Origin of the sequence: Natronorubrum sediminis (genome assembly GCF_900108095.1) — an archaeon.
Classification (GTDB): Archaea; Halobacteriota; Halobacteria; order Halobacteriales; family Natrialbaceae; genus Natronorubrum; species Natronorubrum sediminis.
Window position 1 is genome coordinate 53,304 of the sequence record NZ_FNWL01000006.1, and the last position, 19,940, is coordinate 73,243.

20 protein-coding genes and 3 pseudogenes are annotated in these 19,940 nt (G+C 56.9%); 14 read left to right on the forward strand and 9 right to left on the reverse strand.

The window, feature by feature from the left end; all coding sequences use genetic code 11:
- Positions 1–23: 23 nt before the first annotated feature.
- Positions 24–187: pseudogene (locus BLW62_RS17740) on the forward strand (TrmB family transcriptional regulator); the annotation flags it as partial.
- A 376-nt stretch (positions 188–563) separates the two neighbouring features.
- On the opposite strand, the pseudogene BLW62_RS17745 reads toward BLW62_RS17740, so the two are convergent.
- Together BLW62_RS17745 and BLW62_RS18395 are read right to left on the reverse strand one after the other, a co-directional pair.
- Positions 564–1,228 (reverse strand): annotated as a pseudogene (locus BLW62_RS17745) (HD domain-containing protein).
- An 802-nt stretch (positions 1,229–2,030) separates the two neighbouring features.
- Positions 2,031–3,413, reverse strand: coding sequence for an RNA-guided endonuclease TnpB family protein (locus tag BLW62_RS18395; protein ID WP_139305428.1), 1,383 nt, complete (start codon positions 3,411–3,413; stop codon positions 2,031–2,033).
- A 358-nt stretch (positions 3,414–3,771) separates the two neighbouring features.
- Here BLW62_RS18395 and BLW62_RS17760 point away from each other — a divergent pair, with 358 nt between their 5' ends.
- On the forward strand, positions 3,772–4,404 hold the full coding sequence (locus BLW62_RS17760; protein WP_090508374.1) for a phosphoribosyltransferase: 633 nt from the start codon (positions 3,772–3,774) through the stop codon (positions 4,402–4,404).
- A 144-nt stretch (positions 4,405–4,548) separates the two neighbouring features.
- Here the strand turns inward: BLW62_RS17760 and BLW62_RS17765 are convergent, their stop codons facing one another.
- Positions 4,549–5,190, reverse strand: a complete 642-nt coding sequence (locus BLW62_RS17765) for a dienelactone hydrolase family protein (protein WP_090508455.1) — start codon at positions 5,188–5,190, stop codon at positions 4,549–4,551.
- 185 nt (positions 5,191–5,375) lie between these two features.
- Between BLW62_RS17765 and prs the strand changes: the two genes are divergently transcribed.
- Positions 5,376–6,194 (forward strand): ribose-phosphate diphosphokinase, encoded by an 819-nt coding sequence (gene prs / locus BLW62_RS17770; protein WP_090508375.1) that lies wholly within the window; start codon positions 5,376–5,378, stop codon positions 6,192–6,194.
- A 105-nt stretch (positions 6,195–6,299) separates the two neighbouring features.
- On the opposite strand, the gene BLW62_RS17775 is transcribed toward prs, so the two are convergent.
- On the reverse strand, positions 6,300–7,631 hold the full coding sequence (locus BLW62_RS17775; RefSeq protein ID WP_090508376.1) for a RimK family alpha-L-glutamate ligase: 1,332 nt from the start codon (positions 7,629–7,631) through the stop codon (positions 6,300–6,302).
- 993 nt (positions 7,632–8,624) lie between these two features.
- Between BLW62_RS17775 and BLW62_RS17780 the strand changes: the two genes are divergently transcribed.
- The 3 genes from BLW62_RS17780 to BLW62_RS17790 all read left to right on the forward strand — a co-directional run bounded on the left by BLW62_RS17780 (position 8,625) and on the right by BLW62_RS17790 (position 10,981).
- On the forward strand, positions 8,625–9,377 hold the full coding sequence (locus tag BLW62_RS17780) for an ATP-grasp domain-containing protein (protein WP_090508377.1): 753 nt from the start codon (positions 8,625–8,627) through the stop codon (positions 9,375–9,377).
- Positions 9,378–9,702: 325 nt separating this feature from the next.
- A complete protein-coding gene (locus BLW62_RS17785) occupies positions 9,703–10,461 on the forward strand; it encodes an alpha/beta fold hydrolase (RefSeq protein WP_217630546.1) in 759 nt (252 codons plus the stop codon).
- Positions 10,462–10,651: 190 nt separating this feature from the next.
- Positions 10,652–10,981 carry a bacteriophage holin gene (locus BLW62_RS17790; protein WP_090508378.1) on the forward strand — a complete coding sequence of 110 codons (330 nt, stop codon included), beginning with the start codon at positions 10,652–10,654 and terminating at the stop codon, positions 10,979–10,981.
- 61 nt (positions 10,982–11,042) lie between these two features.
- Here BLW62_RS17790 and BLW62_RS17795 read toward each other — a convergent pair whose 3' ends face one another.
- From BLW62_RS17795 to BLW62_RS17805, 3 genes are all read right to left on the reverse strand, one after another.
- Complete coding sequence (locus tag BLW62_RS17795) at positions 11,043–11,705, reverse strand: DUF2238 domain-containing protein (protein WP_090508379.1); 663 nt, start codon at positions 11,703–11,705, stop codon at positions 11,043–11,045.
- Positions 11,702–12,322, reverse strand: coding sequence for a hypothetical protein (locus tag BLW62_RS17800; protein WP_217630547.1), 621 nt, complete (start codon positions 12,320–12,322; stop codon positions 11,702–11,704). The genes BLW62_RS17795 and BLW62_RS17800 overlap by 4 nt, the downstream gene beginning before the upstream one ends.
- 324 nt (positions 12,323–12,646) lie before the next feature.
- Positions 12,647–13,021 carry a cupin domain-containing protein gene (locus BLW62_RS17805; RefSeq protein ID WP_090508380.1) on the reverse strand — a complete coding sequence of 125 codons (375 nt, stop codon included), beginning with the start codon at positions 13,019–13,021 and terminating at the stop codon, positions 12,647–12,649.
- Positions 13,022–13,322: 301 nt separating this feature from the next.
- On the opposite strand from BLW62_RS17805, the gene BLW62_RS17810 reads away from it, so the two are divergent.
- Positions 13,323–13,607, forward strand: coding sequence for a GYD domain-containing protein (locus BLW62_RS17810; protein WP_090508381.1), 285 nt, complete (start codon positions 13,323–13,325; stop codon positions 13,605–13,607).
- Here the strand turns inward: BLW62_RS17810 and BLW62_RS17815 are convergent.
- Positions 13,588–13,827: an RtcB family protein gene (locus BLW62_RS17815; RefSeq protein WP_139305429.1), complete on the reverse strand. Its 240-nt coding sequence runs from the start codon at positions 13,825–13,827 to the stop codon at positions 13,588–13,590. The two genes, BLW62_RS17810 and BLW62_RS17815, sit on opposite strands and share 20 nt — an antisense overlap.
- Positions 13,828–14,506: 679 nt before the next feature.
- Here BLW62_RS17815 and BLW62_RS17820 point away from each other — a divergent pair.
- Both BLW62_RS17820 and BLW62_RS17825 read left to right on the forward strand, forming a co-directional pair.
- The gene (locus BLW62_RS17820) at positions 14,507–14,956 is read left to right on the forward strand and encodes an Hsp20/alpha crystallin family protein (protein WP_090508383.1); all 450 of its coding nucleotides are present in this window, start codon (positions 14,507–14,509) and stop codon (positions 14,954–14,956) included.
- A 254-nt stretch (positions 14,957–15,210) separates the two neighbouring features.
- Positions 15,211–16,206: a CapA family protein gene (locus BLW62_RS17825; protein ID WP_090508384.1), complete on the forward strand. Its 996-nt coding sequence runs from the start codon at positions 15,211–15,213 to the stop codon at positions 16,204–16,206.
- Between the two features lie 55 nt (positions 16,207–16,261).
- Here the strand turns inward: BLW62_RS17825 and BLW62_RS17830 are convergent, their stop codons facing one another.
- Positions 16,262–16,711, reverse strand: a complete 450-nt coding sequence (locus BLW62_RS17830) for a universal stress protein (protein WP_090508385.1) — start codon at positions 16,709–16,711, stop codon at positions 16,262–16,264.
- Between the two features lie 164 nt (positions 16,712–16,875).
- On the opposite strand from BLW62_RS17830, the pseudogene BLW62_RS18870 reads away from it, so the two are divergent.
- From BLW62_RS18870 to BLW62_RS17850, 5 genes and pseudogenes are all read left to right on the forward strand, one after another.
- Positions 16,876–17,118: pseudogene (locus BLW62_RS18870) on the forward strand (universal stress protein); the annotation flags it as partial.
- A 59-nt stretch (positions 17,119–17,177) separates the two neighbouring features.
- The gene (locus tag BLW62_RS18875; protein WP_175459799.1) at positions 17,178–17,408 is read left to right on the forward strand and encodes an HAD hydrolase family protein; all 231 of its coding nucleotides are present in this window, start codon (positions 17,178–17,180) and stop codon (positions 17,406–17,408) included.
- 141 nt (positions 17,409–17,549) lie between these two features.
- Positions 17,550–18,767 carry a CBS domain-containing protein gene (locus BLW62_RS17845; RefSeq protein WP_090508386.1) on the forward strand — a complete coding sequence of 406 codons (1,218 nt, stop codon included), beginning with the start codon at positions 17,550–17,552 and terminating at the stop codon, positions 18,765–18,767.
- A gap of 167 nt (positions 18,768–18,934) precedes the next feature.
- Complete coding sequence (locus BLW62_RS18880) at positions 18,935–19,078, forward strand: DUF7557 family protein (protein ID WP_175459800.1); 144 nt, start codon at positions 18,935–18,937, stop codon at positions 19,076–19,078.
- Positions 19,079–19,152: 74 nt separating this feature from the next.
- Positions 19,153–19,752: a YbhB/YbcL family Raf kinase inhibitor-like protein gene (locus tag BLW62_RS17850; RefSeq protein WP_090508387.1), complete on the forward strand. Its 600-nt coding sequence runs from the start codon at positions 19,153–19,155 to the stop codon at positions 19,750–19,752.
- Positions 19,753–19,940 lie beyond the last annotated feature (188 nt).

Genomic DNA, 19,940 nt, shown 5'->3' on the forward strand with positions numbered 1-19,940 from the left:
TATACAATTACAAACAATTTACCATGTCGTCCATTGAGCTTACTCCGAGCCAGAAAAAGATTCTCCGCGCACTAACGAACCTCCACAAGGAGTCCGAGGGCGTCATCAAGGGCGAAGACATCGCCGAGCAAGTTGACCGGAACCAGGGACAATACGCAACCAGATGCAGAGTCTCAAGGCGCTGAGACATCTTTGGGTCGTCGTACTCGCAATCGGTGCTTGGAACAGAACCCGCTCTGAACGCACTCGAGCAACGTCTTAGCTAAAACTAGCTTATGACCGTCGCCACGTTCGTGGAATCGCTAGAGGCGTTGACGTTGAGTGGAACGCGACATCACTGTAGACGCCAGCCAAATAATAAGCGCTGCAATCGACCCTACTCCTACGGTGCTCATCGACGACGCTGAGGTGAGCAAAGTTAGTAGAAACCGGTTGATGAAGCCTCGTTGAAATCCTTTGACGTTGACATTCGGAGGCGGTTCTCCCTTGGCCGCTCACAACCAAAGTCGTAAAAACTTGTTGCTACACGAAACCGCAAGACGTGAAGAGGATTTCCACAGAGCCTATTTCTCGCCTTCTATCCCGGTTTCTCTCTCAAATTGAGAGAAGAACTTGTCGATAAAATCCCATCGAGACGTTCCAAGGCGACGTACTGGAGATGTATATAGAAGATCAAGGCGTTCCCTTGTCCAATTTCGTAGTAATTCGATATCTGGAGAGTATAAAGTAGTCGACTCAAAAACCGATAAGTCATCGATTATTGCGTATTTTTCTCCTGCTCTTCCATATATTTCGCCAATAATGCAAGCCAAGCGAATGACATCACGTGCTCCAGCAGCTTCCATCTTATCTGCATCAAAAAGCAACTTTGCCTCAAGAATCTCTGGTTCTGGAGAACTTGACCGAATGCTATGTGCTTCAATGCAGTGTTTGATTGCTTCAATTCGATCAGATTCCACACCTTCAACCTGTAGAAACTCCTCAGATTTTGCTGCAGCCCATTTGTCGTGATCATCGATCAAGCCTTTTCGTTCTCGTGGTCGACCAATATCGTGTAACCAGGTTGACGCAGTGAGGGTATCTCTATTAACGGACTCTTTATATTCATCCGATAACTTAATTACTAAACCATGAAAACGTTTGCATAAAACCTATCGTGTGCCGGAAGAGCATTTTCATAATACGATAACGACAACTCTCGAGCGAGTAGGCCTAACTCCTGACTCATTGAAGACGAAAAGTTCGTATTCAGTGCAGATTATTGTGCTGGTTATCAATGGTGCTCGTTAAGATACACTGTACTGATCTGCATAGATAGTCCCTTGCACTCGAGTCAGAAGCATTCGACCAATGGCCTCAGCACAGGCTTCGCGACGTGATGTCTTTCGAACGATCTCAACGGGCCCCAAGAATTCTATATAGCATTATGGTATTTATAACTCCAAGTTCTGTAGCTACACGCCTCTAAAGTGCTGAAATCGAACGTATTAGTCCCATATTGAATTACTTTGCTAAAGGGAGATTTAACCAAGTAAATCCCCCTGGATCGTCGCCCTATCCCACAGCGAGGATCATGTCCGGCGGAAACCGCGAGCTACAACCGTCCACCAGCCGTTGAGCGCTCCCTCGAGTTGGGTGGTTGCCGGTCGACGATGAATCCTGCTCTCGAGACGTTCGCCGCGTTCTGTGCCCGAGAGGAATTGAGCACATCGATATCCAGGGTCTCGAGTGACCGTCGAGAGTTCGGTGTCGAGTTGCGAGAGCATTCCATCGGCGGCGAGATTGCCGACTTGACCGCGAGCATCACCAAAGAGGCCGCCCGCCAGATTCTGAACCAATCACTGATGAATAGGCATCGAACTCGAGGGCGATTAGGAGTACCTACAACCCCACGGTGCACGACGAGCGCTCGGTCAGAGCTGTAGAAACAGTTCACCCGGAACTCGCCCACTCGGCGCTTCGACACGAGTTGATCGGGACGACCCACGAGGCGTATTTCGGATTCGCAGCGAGGGGCGTCACCGAATCAATTAGTGAAGTACCACGGGTCGGGTGACCCGTGGCGTCCGTGTCTGCCCTGTAGTCGGGGCAACGGTCTTTAATTCCTCTCGCGCTTGACTCTGCGAGTCTCGCGCCGACGTTCCGTGTCGGTAAACACCCGAAGCGAAAACTGCTCCGTGAGAGTCGGCCTCTTCACATAGGCCCGATGCCGTCCGTCTCACCTTCCGAACTCTTGGAAGGGTTTCGAGAGACGGCACATTTCCATCTTGGTCGTCAACCCATTCTTGCGCTACACACACCGCTGCTTTTCGGTCAGCGTGGTCTTGGAATCCACACTTATTGCACTTGAACCGCTTCCGACGACGATTCGCTCGCTCAATGTGCAAACACCCTGTTCGAGGACACCGCTGAGACGTGTATTCCGGGTCAATGTCGTCCGAGGGGATTCCTTCCCACGCGGCTTTGTACGTCACCATGACTCGAAGAGCGGCGAACGGAAGGCTGTGCAAGCGGCGGTTCATTCGCGTTCCGTAGTCAATGGAGTCTCGTATGTCTTTGAGGTCTTCAAAGACGATTACCGGGTCGTTGAATTGTGAGACCCACTGGGTTACGTCGCGCGATACTTTGTGGAGTTGGTCGTGAACGAAGTCACGTTCTTCGGTTCGGACAACAGTCTCGAATGCGGTTTGTCCAACATTTTGCATCCGCTTGCGTTTGGTGAAGAACTCGTGGCGAACTCGCTTGATGTCCGGGTACTCGATGACGACCGAATCGAGCACGTCACCAGTATCTCTATTCAGCGCGGTGAGTGCCACGCAGTCCTCGTTAATGTCCACACCAACTACTGTCTCTGCGTCATCTGGAGCTGCTACGGTACGTGTCTTATGAGTGACTGTAACGTGGAGTCTCCATTCGTCGTGTTTGTACACGAGTTCAGCGGCTCCAACGCACCACGCGTCCGATGCTAACGCGTTTTTCACTCCTTCGAGGTGGTAGGGACTGCCACGAAGTACGCCTTTGACATGGTTGTACGGTTTGTAACTAACTCTGAAGCGAACGTCTCCTGATTCGTCCAGAGTGAGGGAGTATCCTTCATTGTGGTTCATCCGCATCGGATACGTTTCGTCAATGTAGGGAAACGGTCGGCCCCACTCATTGTCTTTGTAGTCGTAGTACGTCTCAAGCTCTTTGAGTGCTTTCTGGACGATGAGTTGAGTCGTGTTTTTCACGAGGTTGGCGTTATCGACAACGGTGTCGTGGATGTCGTCCCAGTCCCACCCTTCGTTGTCGAGTCGGTTGACTTCGTTTCGGACTCGTCGAGCTTCGAGACAGCCTTCGTGCAAGTTCTCAGAACTACCCTCGTGGATGGTTAATCCAAAGGATATGGTCTGGGTTAGTCCTGAGTCTTGCATCATCGATTACTTGTCGTGAATTGTTGTAAAGATAGTGATTTGTCGGCATTCACCCACGGGTCAGGTGACCCGTGGTACTCTGCCTCGACCGCCTATAGAGTACGAAAATAAATCGAGTCGTCTGATGGAGCGTCCGTCCACGACGTGGACGGAGTTGAGAACGCCGGGGTCGAGACCGACCGACCGACCGACTCGTATTTTGTAGCCACGGATGGTACATCGAGTGGTGGTTCAATGACGACACAGTACGGCGTTTTGAAACGATCTGTGGGGATCCCCATCCCCCCGTCCGTCGGCCAGCTCCACGACCGACCGTGCCGATCTCGATCCAATCGAGACGCGACGCGAGGTGATGTCTATGTTCGATGATCGAACCGACGCCGGAGAACACCTCGCGGCGGCGGTGTCCGAGGAAAACATCGACGCAGATGTTGCTCTCGCTATTCCCCGAGGCGGACTTCCACTCGGAAGAATCGTTGCGGACGAACTCGACGTCCCGCTTGACGTCGTCGTGGCGAAGAAAATCGGCGCACCGGGGAATCCAGAGCTTGCGATCGGTTCAGTGGCAAGTGATGGCTCCGTCTGGCTCAACGACGAGATTATCAGTCAGCTTTCGGTCGATGAAAAGTACGTCGAAGCACAGCAAGAAGAAGTGGCAGCAGCTGCGAGCGCGAAAGCGGATCAGTATCGAGCGGGTCGAGACGCGATCGATCTCAAGGGAAAGCGCGTGATCGTGGTCGACGACGGTGTTGCGACCGGTGCGACGACTCGCGGATGCCTCAAACGTGTGCACAACGCCGATGCCGCGCACATCACCCTCGCCGTCCCGGTCGGGCCGCCAGAGGCAATCGAGAGCCTGCGTGATGAGGCCGATACCGTCGTCTGCGTCGAAACGCCAGCCTGGTTCGGCGCCGTCGGACAGTTCTACAGAACGTTCGGGCAGGTATCGGATACGGAGGCGATGGCATACCTGAACAGCGACGAACAGTAATCCGAGTGACGTTTGCCAATAGCGGAAGTGAGACGAAGTCGGTACCCTGGAGAGTTCCCTCGACTCCGTTTCCTGGCGACTCAACGGCGAGTCGCTGGCAGGTGACAGCGCACGTTTCGAAAAGGTGGCTATCGTGATACTCGTTCACCGCAGATTTTCTGCAAACCAACCGCCCGCGTGATCAGCAACCATCTCGAGCGCGCCTGGTTCTTCGAAGAGATGCGACGCGCCCTCGACGACCTCGAGTGACTTTTCTCCCGCCAGCAGTTCGAACGCGTCCTCGTTCCACTCGAGGACGGGCTGATCGTCTCCACCGACGATGAATAGCGTCGCTGCGGACACGCGATCGAGGACGTCTTCCGCCATATCGACACGGCCGCCGCGCGAAACGACGGCCGCGACCTCGGTTTCAGGGCGCGCCGCGGCGCGGAGTGCCGCGGCGGACCCGGTACTGGAACCGAAGTAGCCGATCTTCAGGTTGGCTGTGTCCTCGCGGCTGCGAACCCATTGCGTTGCGCCGACGAGGCGATCGGTCAATAGTGAGATATCGAATCGCGTTTCGTACGTTCGATCCTCGGCTTCGGTGAGCAGATCGAACAACAACGTTCCGACGCCGCGCGCACGGACGCGCTCGGCGACGAAGTTGTTCCGCGGACTGTGTCTGCTGCTACCGCTTCCGTGCGCGAACAGGACGAGACCGGTTGCTCCGTCCGGTACGATCAACTCTCCTTCGAGGGCGACGCCGTCGACGGTGACCGTGATGATCGAGTTATCTTTCGCTTCCATCGTTGATGCTTCGACGACCATGCTATTGAGTCTGGAGGGACAACCGAGCTTCGACCGGGTTCGGTCTGCGCGCGACGGTCTGATAACACTCCCCTCAGATTGACTTTCAGAGGGTGTGAGTGCTACGAGACCACGGAAACGAACTTAATGCTCGGAACCGAATGTCGAAGTGACGGCTCGCCTCCATGGAGATCATCGTTACACCCACAGCAGAGCATCTCGAGCTCGACGCCGCACGACTGAACTCACATCCCCAGAACGAGTCTCGACTGTTTCCCGACGGCGAGGTGTACGTCCAACTCGAGTCAGTAGCCGACATCGAATCCGCGCTCGTCGTCCACTCGGGACAGCCATGTCCGAACCAGGGACTGGCGTACCTGTATGGACTGCTCGATCTACTCACGAAACACGACGTCCTGATCACCCTCTGTTTCACCTACGTTCCCTACGGCATGCAGGACAAGTCGTTCTATCCGGGAACGGTGAATTACGCTCGAGCACTCCTGGATCACGTCACGCGGTATCCCGTTCGACAGGTGTACGCGATCGATCCCCACTTCAGCCACCGTGACTGGGTCGCAGAGTATCCCGTGAGCCACTTGCACGCCTTCCCGCTCGTTCAACAACGAGTGAACGCCGATCTCGACGACTACGTCGTCGTCGGCCCAGACCTCGGCGCAGTAGAGCGATTTGGAATTCCCAGCTACGAGAAGACTCGGAACGGTGCCTACGAGGTCGAACTCGAGGGCGGACTGGACATTGAGGGACGGAACGTATTGGTCTTCGATGATCTAATCGAGACCGGCGGAACGATGGTCGCGGCGTACGATCGTCTCAAAAGCCAAGGTGCGGACACAGTAGTTGCGGCGGCGGTACACGGCGTGCTCGACGAAGGTATTCAACGCGTTCAGGGTACGTACGACGGACTCTACTTGACGAATACGATCGAAACGGACGCGGGAAACGTCGCTACTGAATCCCTCGTTCAGACCGCACTCGAGTGAGTCGTTCGTGGTACATATGCTTTCGCTTCGTTCGAACGATTCGGGTGACACATCCCCGTATCTCGGTCGTCGGATGCGATCGGCACCCGCGTCAGACGTGCAGAGTCACTCTTCGAGACGATCGCTCTCTCTCTCGTCGTACCTGTTTCCGACGTCGATTCTGAAGTCCGAGAGCACGTCTCGCCCGATCAGTAACGGGTACGTGTGTTCCGCTCGGTCCTCTACCGTGGCGTCGACGGTTTTCTCGGTTCCGGCGATTCCGACGACGATGTCGACGACTGGCTGTCGGTGGCGGCGGCCGTTGCGGTCAGATTCACTGTGACCGACCTGAATCGGACCAGCTCCAATCCCGGCTGCGAGCTGGAGGTCGATTCTCGTCCGTGCACTCGTCGGATCGGTGCGCCCGGTCACCGACTTCGTATCGGTGGTGCCGCTGACGACGACGCGCTCGGTGAGCCCGACGACCGGAGCTTCGCTCCCGATCGGTTGCACGCGTTTCGACGCACGTGATGGGACCGAACCGTCGAGCGTCGTTCGAAGCACGTCGACCAGCTCGTCGTTCACCGACCCGCCGGCGCGCTGGATCGCGAGTTTCGCGATGGCGGGAGCTGGACTGCGTCCCGTCGCGTCAAAGAGCCCTTTGAACCCGGCGGTCGGGTTCACCTCGAGCACGAACCAGTTGTCGTCGCCTTCGATGAGATCCACGCCGGCGCAATCCAGACCGACTGCGGACGTGGCCCTCTTGGCAATCGCCTCGACAGGGTCGGGGAGCGATTCGGTCGCGTCCTCGACGGAGCCGCCGCGAGCGACGTTCGTCCGCCAATCCTCCTCGACTGCGTAGCGATACATCGCCCCCACGACACTTCCGTCGACCACGTATACGCGGAGATCTCGCGGTCTCTCGCGGTTGGTCTGCACGAGTTCCTGAAGGAACGCCCGGCGCATTCCCACAGTTCCAGTGATTAGATCTGTCTGATGGACCTTCCACGCGCCGCCACCGTGGGTACCCACAATCGTTTTGTAGACGAACTCCTCGCCAAACTCCGGACGGATTCGACCGACAGTCGACGTTCCGAGGGCCAGCGCCGTTTCCGGAATCGGCACCCCCTCCTGTACCAGGGCCGCGGCCGCGGCGATCTTGTGCGAGGCGAGCGCAGCAGCGTCAGGGGCGTTCACCATCGGCCGAAAGCAGGCGATCGCGTTTGCGATCCCGATAGATTCCATAGGCTGTTTCGCCGTCGACAACAGCAGGCGATTTATCACCACGTCCACATCCGGCTCGAGAACGAACCTCCCATCCGTAAATCGGAGGAGGACGTTGTTTTCCCGTAGCCAAACAGGTTCGTGTCCGAGTTCCTCGATAGCGTTACAGATCGCCTTCGACTCCTTGCTGTTGTGAAAGCTCAAGACGCCGACCCTAACGCGATCTTCCTTCATACTTATTCTATCGGGCACAGTTCAGTTAAACGTAGTCCGCACTGAATACGCGTGGCCGCGCAGCGATCCCCGAGCGTCCGCCTCGAGGTCGGACACCCCTCCGGTCTGTGGGCACTCGGCTACGGGAACGACACGCCCTCGATTACGATCGCTGATCGAGTACGTCGAGACGCTCGAGTTCGGCGCGCGGCTTTACAGAATACAAGGAGAATGCCCCGGGGCTTGACCCCGAAGCGATTCACATTTGGAGCCTCCGAGCTGAGCGACAGGCGGACGATACCTTCCGACCGTCGTGCTCGTCGTCATTTCCGTCTCGTACTCCGAGCGATTCGGTCGCCTCGTCGAGGAGTCGGTCTGCGGACTGCTGCGTTTGCTCATAGGCTTCATCCGAATTGAAGCCGCCCATGCCGTCAGGACTGGACCATTCTCGCGGGTCGTATACGTACAGAACGTGAAAAAACGACGTGTTCCGAAATCGACGAGGTGTTGCCCCAGATCCCACCAGGACCCGGGTGTGGAACCCTCAACGTCGGTCAATACAGCCCCACGAATTCATTGAGATAGGCGTCGTAATCCCGGTATGTCGCCGCAAAACCGCCACCACCGCTGTAACCTCTGCGGTAGCGACTTCGATACCGGCGAGCAGCTTTGCGAACACGTCGAGCGACGTCATCCGAAAAAGGATGTTCACTGGTGGGTCGTCGCGGAAGATCCAGCTAAAGAACTCCGATACTCTCGAGAGTAGACGGAACAACGTGACGAGTTTCGCCGAATGAACTCACGAGGTACTCGACCTCCGATGGGCAACGACCCGCTTCACGGCGGATTCAACCGATCGTTACTACTGAACTGTTGGATTCTGACCCTGAGGGTTGTCAGAATTAGGAGGACTACGAGATCCACCACCCCGATACAGTGTGGCGATTTGCCAGTGCATAGAAAAGTGACCACCAGTACCTTATTACCCGATCATGACGGTACTACTCGTACGTCATGAGCAGTAATGACTCTCCGACGATCGGGATCACGTACTTCGCGGAGGGAGGCGAACCACTCAAGCGAAAACTATTCGACAGAGTTTGCTCGTGGGCCGACCTCGTGCTCCTGAGTCCGGAGCAGACACATCCTGATCTTTCCGAGATGGGCCTGGATCTGTATCACATGGCTCGCTGGTCGTGGTCGGCGTATGCAGATTTCGAACGGGCAGCCGACGCCGGAATTCCGACGATCAATTCGTATCATGGAGCCAGAATTACCGCGGACCGCGTGAAATCTGCGCAAGCGATGCTCGACCACGGACTGCCGTTCGCGGAGTTCGAATACGGAACCGACGACGAGGTGACGCTCACACCACCCGTTATCGTCAAACCGCGACACGAACTCCACGACAGCGGACACGAATTTCGAGTGGTCTATTCCGGTGACCTCGACTTCGATGGAGCGCGAATCGTCCAGCGATACATCGTTCCGAACCGATCCTTCAAGCTTTTTTCCGTCGGCGAACACGTGCGAGCGACCGAAATCGTTCCGGGCGAAGAGGAACCGCAGGAAGTCCCCGTTTCACGCTACTTCGACGAACTGGTGGCGGAAATCGCTACACTATTCGATCTGGAGTTGTTCGAACTCGACATTCTCGTTCACAAGGCTTACTATATCATCGACGTCAATCCAGTGGTGAGTCTCGCGGGCGTCAGCGACGCGCTCGACGTGTACGAGGGCCTGTTTCGATCGATCTGCGACGCGTAAAGAGACGGGAATGGCGAGTTGCCGCGTCGATAGTGTATCCGTACTCGAGGTGCCCGCGGTTCGACGATGGGTGCGACAGAATGCACACGATAGAGGTGTCCCAACTGAAATGATTTACACGCTGCTCGCGAGCGACGTCCACGAGCAATGATTTTCAGATCGTAACCGTAATTGATGACACTATTCCAACAGATATCCTGCGCAGAGGGAGTGTATTAGTAGTGTCATGTCGTGACCATTTACATGGCATACGTAGAAGCGCCGGACGGAGTGCCACTATACTACGAAGAACGGGGAGACACTGCTCCTCATTCACGGTTGGATAATGAACGCGGAATATTGGTGGCAGAAGAACACGGAGACCCTTGCAGACGACCACCACGTGGTCACCGTCGATCTCCGCGGTCATGGACTCTCCGGAAAAACCAGCGAGAACCATACGTTAGCGCAATACGCACACGATATCCGCCATGTCGTGCGATCGTTGAACCTAGAGGACGTTACGGCGATCGGCTGGTCGATGGGTGGTGCCGTGGTGCTGACGTACCTCGACCAGTTGGGTAGCGACCGGCTCCGTGCCGCTGGACTCGTTGAGACGGGTCCCATGCTCTTCCCAGATGCAGGCTGGGACCATCCGACAATGGGCGGACTCACCCCCGAAGCATTTGAAGAACTCGTCGAGACCATCCACTCCGACCGTCCCGCCTTCGCCAAACAGTTCATCAGCGATATGTTTGCTGACCCGCCGTCAACGGAACGGATCGACGAAATGTACGCGGAGACGATGAAGACGCCAACGTCGGTAGCAACGGCAATTACGCGAGACGTAGCCGAGAGTGACCTCCGCGGTGTGATTCCCGAGATACCCATCCCAACGCTCCTGCTCTACAGCGAACAGAGCAAGGTCTATCCTAGCGACCTGGGCGAGTGGATGCACGGTCAGATTCCCGACTCGGAACTCATGTTGTTCCCGGAAAGTGGTCACTGTCCATTCTGGGAAGAACCCGACGAGTTCAACGACGCGGTCACCTCGTTCGTCGAGCAGCGTGCCGATCGCGACGTGGAAACCGAAGGGACAGAATAATCCACCTTCCAACAGGAACTCCGTTCTCGTCGGAGAGAAGTCACGAAACGTATCGTTCACTCATCTGCACCGTCATAGCGAAAATGATTCATCTGGTATCACAGGCACAGCGTTATAAACAGAGATGTCGTGTGTCCGTTTGAGTCGATTGCAACTAGTCCCGCTGTCACGGCTCGAGAGAAGTATTCATATGAACAACTGGACCAAAACCAACGTAAAAGAATCAGGTGACGAGACGATGCAAAAACCCCGTCAGACCGCGATTTCGGAATCATCTCGACTGGACCCAAACGCGTTTGGGTTGGCGTGTGGAATATTCTGGGCGGGCGCGGTGGCGGCTATCGGCCTCACTGCTCGAGTGGGGTGGGGAAAACGATGGGAAGAGCTACTCGCAGACATGTATCGTGGCTTCAACGAGACCAGGTCCGGACTCGTCATCGGTGCTGGCTGGGCGTTTCTGGACGGATTTACCAGCGGATACATCGTCGCTTCATTGTACAATCGCATCCTGCAGGGATGACGATCGGAATCCGCACACCATTTCGTTTTCCCACGCACACAGAAAAATACGATTTGGGTCGTCAGGGTGCTCGAGTGCCCAACAGGTCGGCTAGTTGGTTCGAAACGTCCGTGAGGTAGGCGGTTCCGAGACCGGAGACGAGGAGTGCACCGACCAAATCGTACGCAAGATCGAGGACGGTGTCTTCGAGACCGTACTGCATGAGAATTCCAGGAACACCGAGGAGTTGCGCTGCGACGGTGACGTAGAACTCGTAGAGTTCCCAGACGACACCGAACGCCATCATGAAGATGAGGAGGTACACGAACAGAAACGTCGGCGGAAAATTGACAGCGTCGGTGTGTACGTCCAGCGCCCGTGCGGTCGCGTACCCGACTCCTGCCACGAGCGAGGAAGAGAGCGCGTGGGTCAGGTGGTCCCACCACCACACCGCCTGATATGGCGTCAGAAAGTCGAGCCCGGGTAGCGGTACGGTCCCGAGCGCGTGGAGGATCATCGGGACGGTGATCCAGAGGACGAGTCCGACGTTCATCGTGAACCCGTAGCGACGACTAAAAAAGGCGGGGAGTTGCGAGACGAGCAGACCAATCGTCGCGTTGACCACCATGCTCAAACTCCCGACCCAAAATCCGGTCACGAGGATTGCGACCATGAGGAGTTGAAGCACGCGAACGAGTAGGGTAGCTCGTTTGCCGGTGAGTCGCAATCGCTCGCGGATCGTCACGTTGATTCCACCTCTCGTAGTGGTGACTGTTCGTGTCGGAGTCGCCACCGAAAATACAGCCAGAAGGTCAGGCCCGAAACGAGCCCCGCGACGAGTGCGACGCTGAAGATCAGCATGAGTTCGTCGTTCGTCTCGACGAACGTGCCACCGAGATAGCCCGCACTGAACGCCGAGCCGACCGCCCAGAAGCCGGCGACGGCGAGCGTGGTGATACAGACGAAGAACGCGGCGAAGGTGGGCGTCATCCGAAGCGTCGTCGTGAGCTGGAGCGTGCTGACGACGAGCATGCCAAGCGCCGCGACGCCGACACCGATGAAAAACTGGCCGAGGAACGCCGGGTGCAGTGGCCCGAGTACGAGCGGCAGCGACGCGATGGCGAGGAGTGGCCACGGGAGCGTGTGCGACCACGAACGGACAACCAGCGGTGGAACTACTGCGGTTACCGTCGCGACAGTCGCGAACGCTGCCCCTACGAAGTAGCCTACGGAGAGGTGCGCAATTACTGCAGCGGCGAGGATTCCGGTAAGCACCCACGTGATCACGGCATTCGCTTGAGTGTCAGTAACGAACCACTCTTTCGGTAGTTCCTGACTCATACTGTTCGTATCGAGGTCCATTGCACAGTACCAACCACTGAGTCTAGTAGCCTCGAAGGATCGCCGGTCATATTGTTCTAACCGCTGTCGAGAAACAAAGTACCCCGATATCGGCGGTCCGAACGGTTACCATTGACGGGATATTAAGCCAGGAGTCATCGCAAACCGATCCGATTCGAAGAACGTGCATAGCCCAGCCGGCTACAGAACGTGCTGAGCGCCCCTGTATATATTCAGCGCCTCTTTTCTGAATTGGGTCGATAATTCCTGAGTCGGTACAAGAGATAAAGTATAGCAAGCCACGGCCAACCAACCATCGTTCCAACTGAGTCTCGTTCCCCGGGCTTACGGCGACTCCAAAACTGTCAGCTCACCATCTCCTGATTCAGCGAGGAAGTAGACGTGACTGAACGAAGACGTCGCGTCCTCTGTGTTCCCGTGCCAGTGTTCTTCACCTGAAGGGAAGACTATCAGATCGCCTTGTGATACCTCCCGTTCTTTGTCGCGTGTCGCGACGATTCCTTCTCCCTCGGTAACGTACAGAACCTGCACGCCGGCGTGAGTGTGGAACTTAGTCCGCTCACCCGGTCGAAACGTCACTTCCGCCGATTGAACGGTATTCCCGTCGAACTCGCTCTCGACACTCTCCGAGAGAAGTGCCGCCGTCACCTGGACTTGATGGTCCCACTCGTGCTTTTCCGCGGAGTTCGTCACGTCCATGATTCGTACCCAGTCTGGACGTCGATTCCCGGTGCCTTGAAACGCTATTCGAATTACGATTGAACGTCTCTCTCCGAGAAAAGAATTCAGTCGTTTATCTCGGGGCGGAGGCAATACACGCCGGCGGAATCGATCTCCGAACCAGTGCGAGAACGCCGGCGAGCCTCGCCCCGCGAGCGGGTTCAACGCGTTGTTCGTACTGAACGCCAGTACCGCCAGCGCACAACTGACAGAAGAAGACACCCGACTACACCCAGCAGATGGGGGGTTTATGCCGCCTGGCGGTGGAAGAGCCGATACAATGCCAACGTACATCACACTGTTAAACTGGACGCAGAGGGGGATTGAGAGCGTCGAGGAGAGTCTCGATCGAGACGAAGCTGCGACTAAAATAGTCGAATCACAGGGGGGAGAAGTCAAAGACGTATATTACACGATGGGACCGTACGACAACGTCGTAATCTCTGAATTTCCCGATGATGAAAGTTACGCAAAGGCAATCCTAAAGGTCGAAAGTGAAGGGTACATCACCGGTCAAACACTCAAAGCCCTCTCCGAAGAGATCATTAGAGATTTCCCCGAATAGTCTCCTCCCCGGTCGTATGATCGACGTCGAGGTACCCACCCATACCGAAGGCAACCGAAATCAGTCGGTAGAGGAAATCGCCGAGTTCCTCCTCGCGTCCCTCGACGTCTTCGTATGAGAGGTCCGTTCGCAACACTCGCACGCCACAGTCGAGGTCGAAGCCAATTTCACCGAGGCTGATCACGCCGTTGTCGAGGTCCACTGCGGCGACGCCGCCGATCGAAAATCCCTATCTTAGCCCCCTCCGGGAAGAGTACCGAGAACGTCTGGATGCCGGACACCGTGGCAACGTTGCTCGCTTGCTCGAGTGTCAGGTCACCTTCTTCGAACACCTCTTTCAACAACGGTTCGGACGCGTGAATACGAACTGGAACCCGCATTTACCCCGGCCACTCGGTCTCGTAAGGTGATATTACGTCCAAAACGTCGCTACCGAATCTTGCCGATCTAATCTGAGTGAATCGAAGGGCCGACTAGCAGCGAATACACCAGTTTACCCGTCTTCTCAATCCAATCGTTTCAGTGTACCAATCCTCTTCTTTGGTATGCTGTTTCGACATTCTCCCTCTATTTTCTTTACGCCCGTATGCATGTAATTACAGGTGTAACATGCTGTGGCATCCACGCTACGGGATAGTGGTATCCCGACGTTGACCATGTAACAGTCGACTCATCCCGGGGAATACCGCTATACCTGTCGTTATGACGAACAGATCGCCCAATCACGTTTTCACACAGTGCGCCGTCCGAGATAATCATCACATAGACGATACCAGAACACACTGGTTACAACCGTAACTCGCTGACCCAGTCGTCGGAACGGCTGAGTGTATGGTGAACCTTTAACCAATTCCGGATGGCACTATCTTCGGGTGGACTGAACACCCGTGTAGAGCAGTATGACCGACGGAAACACACCATTCGAAGGACTCGAGAAGCAATTCGAACGTCTCCAGCGGCAGTTCGAGGACGTTACGAGAACGTGGAATTTCGACCGGTTCGGTTTCCCGGAGATGGAAGCGGCGTCGATGGGAATCGATCTGGTCGACCGTGGCGACGAGTTCGTCCTCACCGCGGATGTCCCGGGATTCGAGCGCGACGAAATCGACGTGCGTCTCTCGGACTCCACGCTTAGTATCACGGCGGAGCACGAGGAGGAGATGGAAGAACGGGAGGAGCTGTATCTCAAGAGCGAACGAGCACACAGGGCGATCAGTCGATCCGTTCGGTTACCGGAATCTATCGACGAAGACGGTATCTCGGCAACGTACAATAACGGCGTACTCACGCTCACGCTGCCGAAAGTGGAGCCGACGGAAGTCGGCGGAAACAAAATCGAAGTCGAGTAATCACCACCCGGAATCACGCTCTGTCTAGACTCTTGGGCATCGCGCTAATCTGAGCGTCGAACACGACGGTTTGACCTCGTACGCAACCTCCAACTGGCGTGACATGGTCGTCGATCCGTTGAACACCGTACTCAGGGTGTAGCCTCCTCCGGGTTCATTATTCCAGATGACCGTACCGACAACGCTTTTCGTTGGCGTAGGAAGCGTGGAACTGAGGTGAGAAGATTTGTTCCTTCGGAACGAGCGGGACTATCATGGCTCTCCAGATTGGATTGACCGGCGACGTAATGCTCGGCCGTCTCGTCAACGAACGACAGCAGGGTCGACCCCCCGCGGCGGTGTGGGGAACGCTGCTGGACCGTCTTCGCTCCTGCGACGGGTTGTTCATTAATCTCGAGTGCTGTCTGTCGAGACGAGGGAACCCGTGGCAGCGGACGTACAGACCGTTTCACTTCCGGGCGGATCCAGACTGGGCGATACTCGCACTCGAGCGCGCCGGAGTCGACGGTTGTGCGCTTGCGAACAACCACGTACTCGACTTCGAAGTCGAGGCGCTGCTCGATACGCTCGACGAACTCGACGCGGCGGACATCGCCCACGCTGGTTGCGGACGGACGCTCGACGAGGCACTGGATCCAGCAGTTGTCACCATCGGAGATCTTACGATCGCCTTCGTCTCGTTCACCGATAACGTCATCGAGTACGCCGCCGACGAAACTTCGCCAGGGACGGCATATATAGAAATGGACGCGACCAACGATACGACGCGGAACACCGTACAGGAGGTTCTCGAACTGACTCGAGCCGAAAGTCCCGATCTCGTTATCACGTCGCTCCACTGGGGTCCCAACATGGCCGAAAGCCCACCCGATTCGTTCGAGCAATTCGGGCGGTGGCTTCTCGACGAGGGCGTCGACGTCATTCACGGTCACAGCGCGCACGTCTTCCACGGCATCGAGGTACACGACGGGAAGCCGATCCTGTACGACACGGGTGACTTCGTCGACGATTACGCTATTGATAATCACCTCCGTAACGATCGAAGCTTCCTCTTCGAGCTATCCGTCACCGGTGACGGACGAGTCTCCGAAATTCGTCTACAGCCAACCGAGATTTGCGACGACGCAGTGCACGAGGCGAGCCCTGACGCAGCAGCGTGGAGTCGAGATCGGATGCGGTCCCTTTCCGACGCGTTTGGAACGACGTTCGAACGAGATGGCGAGGGACTCGTCCTCTCGCTCGGGAGCTGAGTAGACCGGTACGGATATGTTTCACGTCCTCCTGATGGTGCGACGGAGTCTCGCATCAACGTACGACGGTAACCGGAACGGTCGCGCGTTCGACGATCGCTTTCGCGACGCTGCCGAGCATCAGTTCCGCGCGTCCGGTCCGCCCGCGGTGGCCGACGTAGATCCCGTCGAATCCCTCGACCTCCGCGTAGTCAACGATTTCCCCGACTGGATCGCCGTACAGGAGTTCAGCCTCGACATCGACACCGGCGTCCTCCGCGCGATCGAGCGCGTCATCGAGAACGTCTGAGCCCCGCTCTTCGGCGCCCTCGATGTTCTCGAGTATCAGTCGTTGTTCCGCGTCCGAGAACGTCGTAATCGGTTCGCTTCCCCCTTCGTCGTAGACGGCGGGATGTACGGCGTGGACCACCGTTATCTCTCCTTCTGCCGCAACCGCGATATCGGTGGCGTACTGGAGGGCGTTTCCAGCTTCAGTGGAGCCATCAACGGCTACGAGGAACTTCATGACTGCTGGTTCTCCCCGGAGTGAATTAAATCGATCCCCCATCTCCTCTCATCCACAGCGTCGAACGCTGTAAATCTCGAATACCCGCGAAGTGATCTGCCCGATCGAGCACAATCGGCTATACCGTTCGAACCCGTTGAACTCGATGCGCGAGCAACGATACGATGTACGAAACTATCCTCATTCCGACCGACGGCAGTACGGGAACCGAGCGAGCGATCGTCAATGGACTGGATATCGCACGGCAGTACGATGCGACCGTACACGCCCTGTACGTAATCGACACCGCCGAACTGTTGGAAGTCGGTTACGCCGGGAACAGGTCCGACTTCGAAGCGACGATCGAACCGCTCGAGGACGAAGCAAAACAGGCCGTCGACGATATCGGCGAGCGTGCACGCCAACACGGCGTGGACGTGATTACGGTCGTTCGTGAAGGAGTTCCGTCCGAGACGATCACAAGGGTGTGGCACTCGCCGAACTCGCCGCCGCGGAGGGGATCGACGTGGGACAGACCATCGCGGTCGGCAACGACGCGACGGATCTTCCGATGCTCCGACTCGCCGGAACCGCCGTTGGATTCGCGCCCGAACCGATCGTCGAGAATCACTGCGACGTCGTCATGACGTCGATGCGAATACTCGAACTCTACTTCGAACAGCACGCCATCGTCGAATTGGGCGACTCAGGTGGGTGAAGACATCGATGGGACGGAACATTACCGACGACCGGAGAACGACCGTCGGTTACTTGCCCGTGAGTGACGAAGGACACGTAGTTACGGCGACAACCGGTCGTACCGCACTCCGATCAATCGACCGCCAATACAATCACAATCATGGACATTGCAGATATCGTTTCCACCGAGTACGCCGAATTCACCCCGGAAACGCCCGTTTCGAAACTCGTCGGCACCTTCGCGGATTCCGACGTTCGGGGCGTCGTAGTACACGGTGATGAGTTCGAAGGAGTCATCACCAGGAGACAACTCGCGACGTCGCATCACAAACCGAATCAAAAGCTAGGGTCGCTGCGCTGGCACGTTCCCCGTCTCTCCCCCGACGAGGACATCCGTAAAGTCGCACAACTCATGATCGACAGCGACTCGCAGTTCCTCCCGGTTTTCGAGGGACGTGAGTTGATCGGGGTCGTCACCGCCGACGCGGTCCTCCGAAAGGTCAAGCCGTTCCTCGAGGCGGCGACCGTTTCCGAAGCGTACTCCTCGGATCTGGTCTCGATCGAGCCATCCGCGAGCCTCGGGGATGCGCTCCACGTCTTCCGGGACGAGCACATCACACACATTCCGGTCGTCGAAGACAACGTAGCGGTCGGGATCTTGAGTCTCTACGATCTGACGGACTTCACGACTCGTGCCGAGGTACGGAGCCAGGGCGGCGACGCGGGCGGGATGGACCCGTATGGGGGCGAGATTTCGGACAGCACCGGCCGGACGCGTGCCGGTGGCTTCGGCGCCCGCGAGGGAGAGCGGACGCGGATGCTGGATCTGCCGGTCCGAGACGTGATGGTCTCGCCGGTGCGCAAGATTCACCCGAACGAGACGCTCGAGGCGGCAGTCGAGGAGATGTTCGAAGTCGACGGCTCATCGCTGGTCGTCACGACGGATGGCTCTCCCCACGGTATCGTCACGAAAACCGACGTCTTGGACTCGCTTACGTGGGAAGCCGGGGGCAACCGCGGCGTCCAGGTCTACGGTGTCGATCTGATCGAAGACGTGAGTTACGACGAGATCGTCGCGATGATCGATAAGTTCGACGACAGGGATCACGGGATGTCCGTCCTGGATGCGAAGGTTCACCTCCACGAACACGACGAGAAATTGCGCGGGACGTCGCTCCTGCTCGCCCGCATCCGGCTCCACACCGACCGGGGTCTATACATCGCGTCGGGAGAGGGCTACGGTGCGAGCCACGCGCTCAACGAGGCGAGAGACGTCCTCGAGAGACAAATCCGAGACAAGAAGACCTACGGACGGAGCAAGAAGCCGCCAAGTCCGGAGTTCTGGGAGAAACGCTTCGGCTGGATGCTGGAGGAGTGACCGCCGTGCGACAATAGCACGGCGACGTATCGAGAGGAACCGCACTCGACGCCACCGTCTTCGGTCGTGTCCCCGGCTTTCAGGCATACTGTCTCCCTTACACGAGCGCTGGTGGGTCCACGGTTTGGGGTCGTGATTTATTCGGCTGGCGAACGTCGATTCCGGTGATGACCCGAACGATCGAGCTCGAGGACGACCTCGCAGAACGAATGGAAGGCCACCTCGAGGACGACGAGACGCTCGAGGAGTTCATCGAGGAACTGGTTGCGATATACGAACAAGAAGGCAGGCTCCTCCAAGAAGGAGCGTAGAGGGGTAGTGAGTCGAGGCGCGAATAGCGGACGAACGACTGGAAACGGCTTCGATCGGATCACGCGGTGAGAATATGGAAAAGGGGAGTTCGACGGTTACACGACGGAAGCTCTCGGCCGCGCTCGTGATCGCAATCGCTGGGTGCATCGACGAGTTCGACGACGGCGGCGGTGACGAAACTGAAGAGGACAACCCCGCACTGTCGGAAGCGATCCAAGAAGGAGACGTGCGACTTACGAGCCCGGCGTTCGACGACGGCGAAGAAATTCCTGACGAGTACGGGTACGACGCGGAGAACGTCAATCCCTCGCTCGAGATCGACAACGTCTCGGACGACGCCGAATCCCTCGTGTTCGTGATGGACGATCCCGACGCAGTCGAGCCGGCGGGTCAGATCTGGGTTCACTGGCTGGTGTGGAACGTTCCACCGGAGACGTCGACGATACCGGAAGATTGGGACTCAGACGAAGCCGTCGAAGGAAAGAACGATTTCGACGAGATCGGGTACGGCGGACCGAGTCCGCCGGATGAACCACACACCTACCGGTTCAAATTGTACGCCCTCGACGCCGTACTCGATCTCGAGGAGGGGGCGACCGTCGACGATCTCGGTGAGGCGATGGACGAACGCGTCGTCGCTCGAACGCAGTTGACAGGCACCTACGCACCGTGAGATCCGTTCGCATTCGGCCCTCCGCTAAACTCTGTGCGTACTGTGCATATTTGTCGTCTCGAGGACGCGGACGGAGCGAGCGACGACATTAGCCTAGTCAGCTATACTGCCGTCATTCACCCTTGTTGAAACCGTTGCTGACAAACTATAGTGACAACTGCAACTATTTATACACCGATTGCACAGCA